Source organism: Rhodococcus sp. 05-2254-6 (assembly GCF_002258565.1).
Classification (GTDB): domain Bacteria; phylum Actinomycetota; class Actinomycetes; order Mycobacteriales; family Mycobacteriaceae; genus Rhodococcoides.
Window position 1 is genome coordinate 1 of the sequence record NZ_NOZF01000131.1, and the last position, 5,017, is coordinate 5,017.

Here is a 5,017-nt window from a genome sequence, read left to right on the forward strand (position 1 = left end):
GCATGCTGCATGCCATTGCCAATTCGCCCGAACTTACATCTCGGTACTTCGGTTTGGTTTCGGGGGCCATCGGGATGCGCGAATTTATGTCGGCCGAGCTCGTCGACTTGTTGTAGCTTGCTGATGAAATATTTCGGGTCTGAATCTAACGCTGAGGGTGGTCACCCGAGTGGTTCGCAAGGAAGTGTTTTGCTGGGCGCTGAAAGGGTTGAGCATTGATCCCGTTGTCTTTTGCGCAGCGTAGGCTGTGGTTTATCCACCAGTTGGAGGGATTGTCGTCAACTTACAATATTCCTCTGGTCTTACGCCTGACTGGTGAGCTCAGTGTTCATTCGCTGGGCAGGGCAATCGGCGATGTCGTGAGTCGACACGAAAGTTTGCGGACTGTTTTCCCCTCCCATGAGGGTGTGCCGGAGCAGCGTGTTCTTGGCTCGGCCGACGCAGACTTCGGCTGGGACGTAGTCGAAGCGTCAGGATGGTCGACAGACGCGTTGAACGATGCAGTCGCACAGGCAGTGGGATACAAATTCGACCTCAGCTTTGAGATTCCGTTCCGAGCGCAGCTCTTCAGACTATCGGCCGATCAGCATGTATTGGTGCTCCTGATGCATCACATCGCGTCAGACGGCCAGTCCCTCACGCCCCTCGTACGCGACGTCGGGCTGGCGTACAGGGCCCATGTGGGCGTAGAGGTGCCTGCCTGGGTGCCGTTGCCATTGCGATATCGGGATTACACGCTCCGTCAGCGTGAGTCGCTCGGCGACGAGTCCGACCCCGACAGTGCGCTGAGCCGGCACCTCCTTTACTGGAAGAACACGCTAGCCGGATACGAGGGGCGGCTTGAGCTCCCAACCGACCGCCCTTATCCGGTCGTGGCCGACTATCGAGGCAATCGAATCCCCATCGAATGGCCCGTGTCGATGCAAGAGCAGGTGCGACAGTTGGCCCGGGAGCATCGTTCTACCGGCTTCATGGTGATTTCGACGGCGCTGGCGGTGCTGTTGTCCGAACTAAGCGGCACCTCCGATGTCGCTTTCGGTGTTCCAACTACGGGCCGACGTGACGCTGATCTTGCGGAGATGGTCGGTTTCTTCGCCAACACAGTAGTGCTCCGCGTTGATGTGTCTGCCAGTTCGACGTTCCGTCGCCTCTTGCAAAAAGTACGGGACGCGGTTTTGGACGCATTGGCCCACCAGGATGTCCCGTTCGACGCGCTGGTGGATCTCGTCAAACCTGCTCGGTCACAATCGCATCACCCACTGGTCCAGGTCATGCTCGGATGGCAGAACCAGATCTCCACGGAGTTGGACTTGCCGGGGGTGCTGGCAGAGGCGGTACCCACCATTTCTCGACAGGCCCGGATGGACTTGACCTTCAGTCTCCGGGAGCGGTACTCCGAGTTCGGCGAGCCGCAGGGAATCGACGGAGTGGTCGAGTACCGCTCTGATGTCTACGACGCTGCATCGGTCGAGACCATGATCGTCAGGCTTGGGCGAATCATCGCCGAGATGATCGCCGTGATCGACCAGCCAGTCATCTCGATCGACGTACTAGACAGAAACGAACACACTCATCTTGACCGCCTGGGCAATCGTTCTGCGCACTCTCAGACTGCCGCCAGTATATCCATAGCCGAACTGTTTGCAGCACAGGCGAATCGAGCGCCGGAAGCGCACGCCATGGTTTTCGAGGATCAGGTATGGACTTACAGGGAAGTTGACGAGGCCTCCACGCAACTGGCACATCTACTAGCCGTTCGTGGGGTACGCGGAGGAGAAGTTGTTGCTCTCATGCTCCCGCGTTCCAACAAGACAGTAATCGCGATCCTGGCAGTGTTGAAACTGGGCGCAACCTATGTACCCATTGACATCAAGCACCCCGATGAGCGGGTGGCGTTCATCTTGGGCGATGCCGCTCCAGCTGCCCTCGTGACCACTGCCGAACTGACTTGCCGGGTAGACTGTTTTGGTATCGAAGTTGTGGATGTCGACGACGACGCGATTGCCGTGCAGCCGGTTACGGCTCTGCCTGCGCCAGAGGCCGGCCAAGTCGCGTACATCATCTACACCTCCGGTACCACCGGTGTCCCCAAAGGGGTTGCCGTTACCCAGGCGAGCGTCACGCGATTGTTCAGCTCGACGGCTCCGGGGTTCGTGCCGTCCTCAAACCAGGTGTGGTCACTCTTCCACTCCTACGCGTTCGATGTGTCGGTATGGGAGATGTGGGGCGCGCTGCTACACGGTGGCCGACTGGTTGTCGTACCTGGAGAAATTGCCCAGTCCGCCAACGACTTTCATCAACTACTGCGAGACCAGAACGTATCCGTTCTGAGTCAGACACCGTCAGCATTTTATGCTCTGCAGGCAGTCGACATGCGCCGGCCGGGCGAGTCTCGGCTGAGCGGTCTAGAAGCGATTGTCTTCGCAGGCGAAGCTCTCGAACCGTCGAAGTTGCGACCTTGGCTAGATCAGCTGGATTCCTGGCCGCACCTGATCAACATGTACGGCACCACAGAGACCACCGTCCACGCATCGTTCCGGAGGATCGTTTCTTCTGACCTCGACAGCCATGTCAGTCCCGTGGGCGGTCCGCTTGCTGACCTTGCCTTCTTCGTATTGAATACCGGTCTCCGCCGCGTGCCGGTAGGAGTAGTCGGAGAGTTGTATGTGGCAGGTCATGGTGTCGGCCTGGGCTACTTGAAACGCATGGGGCTGACGGCGTCGCGGTTTGTTGCTTCTCCGCTCGGCCCGCCGGGCTCGCGGATGTACCGGACGGGTGACGTAGTGCGGTGGAACCGCGAGGGCGAGCTGGAGTATGTGGGCCGCTCGGACGACCAGGTGAAGATCCGTGGTTTTCGTGTTGAACCGGGTGAGGTCGAGGCTGCTCTTTCCCGTGTCGCGGGGGTGGAGCGCGCCGCGGTCGTGGTGAGGTCTTCGAGTTCGGGCAAGCAGCTGATCGGCTACGTCGTACCTGCGGAGACCGGTCCAAAAGTAAATGGTGCTGTGGTGCGTGGTGATGTGGCCGCGCACCTACCGGAGTACATGGTCCCCACAGTGGTGATGATCGTCGATGACCTACCGCTTACGGTCAACGGCAAGTTAGACAAGCAGGCATTGCCGAATCCAGAGTTCGCAGGCGGATCCTACCGAAATCCGTCGACCTTGGTTGAGGGAATTTTGGCTGAAATCTTTGCGCGTGTGCTGGACCTACCGCGGGTAGGGGTGGACGACTCGTTCTTCGACCTCGGCGGAAATTCGCTATCGGCGATGCGAGTGATCGCGGCCGTGCAGGAGTCGTTTGATTCATCGATCGGCGTGAAGGCGCTCTGGGAAGCCTCAACGGTATCGGGGTTCGCACGGTTGGTGGGTGGATCGCCGGGTGGCGGCGTGGCATGGGTCCCAGTAGCTCGTCCCAAGCGATTGCCGTTGTCGTTCGCTCAGCGTCGGCTGTGGTTCATCCACCAGATGGAAGGGCAGTCGGCGACGTACAACATACCGCTACTGATTCAGATTACCGGTTCTTTGGATGTCTGTGCGCTGCGCGCGGCGATCGCTGATGTTGTGGAGCGGCACGAGAGTCTGCGGACAGTGTTTCCAGCGGTGGCTGGTGTGCCGGAGCAGCGTGTCCTTGCAGCTGAGACTGACTTCGACTGGGACATCATTGACGCCACCACCTGGACGGAACTTCAAATATCCGACGCAGCGCGTGTTCGGGGTCAGCATGCTTTCGACCTAGCCGAAGACCTTCCTTTCCGCGCGGCGCTGTTTGTCGTGTCTGCCACTGACCATCGTCTGGTCGTGGTCATGCACCACATTGCAGTCGACGGGGGGTCACTTCCTCCGCTCCTGCGTGACCTATGGAGCGCCTACGGAGTCCGCGCTGCGGGCGAGTCGCCTTCCTGGTCGCCACTTCCCGTCCAGTACGCCGACTACACGCTTTGGCAACACGCTCTGCTGGGTGACGAAGCGGATTCGCAAAGCGTGCTCGCCGGGCAGTTGAAATTCTGGGAACACGCCCTGAAAGATCTACCCAGCAGGTTGGAGCTTCCCACGGACCGGTCGTACCCGGCGGAGACCGACACGAATGGGGGTCGAGTCGTCGTCGACCTGCCCGCGGATTTCCATGAATTGGCGCAGCGGATCGCGCGGGAACGCAATGCGACGACGTTCATGGTGATGTCGGCGGCGCTTTCGGTGCTGTTGGCGCGTTTGAGCGGGAGCGCGGATGTGGCGTTCGGGGTGCCGACGGCGGGGCGGGGGCGAACCGAGTTTGACGGCATGGTCGGGTTTTTCGTCAACACGCTGGTGTTGCGTACGCGGGTTTCAGCCGAGATGAACTTCGGTGATTTGTTGGAGGAGGTACGGGAGCGGAGCCTGGACGCGTTCGCGAACCAAGATGTGCCGTTCGATGCGCTTGTCGAGCGCCTCAATCCGGTCCGTACGCAGGCTCACCATCCGTTGATCCAAATCCTGTTCGCCTGGCAGAACGACCCGGTCCCCGACATCTCGGTGCCGGGTCTCGACGTGGAGACGGCGTCAGTCGACATCGGAGCCGCTCGAATGGACCTGGCATTCAGCCTGCGCGAGCGGTTCACTGCGGACGGTCAGCCCGATGGGATCAGCGGAATCGTCGAGTACCGCACCGACATCTTCAACGCCGAGACCGTAAAGCGCATGGCGGCTCGGTGGCAGCAGCTATTGATTGCGATGGCGGCGGGCCCGGATCGTCCTTTGGCTTCGTTCGACATCCTGGGTGAGGATGAGCTGACGCAGCTGGACGTACTGGGTAACAGGTCGGCTGTGACGGAGTCCGTTGCTGGCGTGTCGATTCCGGAGTTGTTCGCCGAGCAGGTGAGGGTGCGGCCGGACGTCATAGCGGTGGTGTTCGAGGGTCGGTCGTGGACGTATCAGGAGTTGGACGACACATCGACGCAGTTGGCTCATTTGTTGGCTGGGCGTGGGGTGGGAGTAGAGGACGTTGTTGCACTGTTGCTGCCACGTTCGGAACACACTGTGAG

The 5,017-nt window shown here is 60.1% G+C and carries 1 protein-coding gene; it reads left to right on the forward strand.

Annotated features, from left to right (window positions below; translation table 11 throughout):
• Window positions 1–215 precede the first annotated feature (215 nt).
• A partial coding sequence (locus CH256_RS16615; RefSeq protein WP_143536598.1) for a non-ribosomal peptide synthetase occupies window positions 216–5,017 on the forward strand: 4,802 nt, incomplete at its 3' end.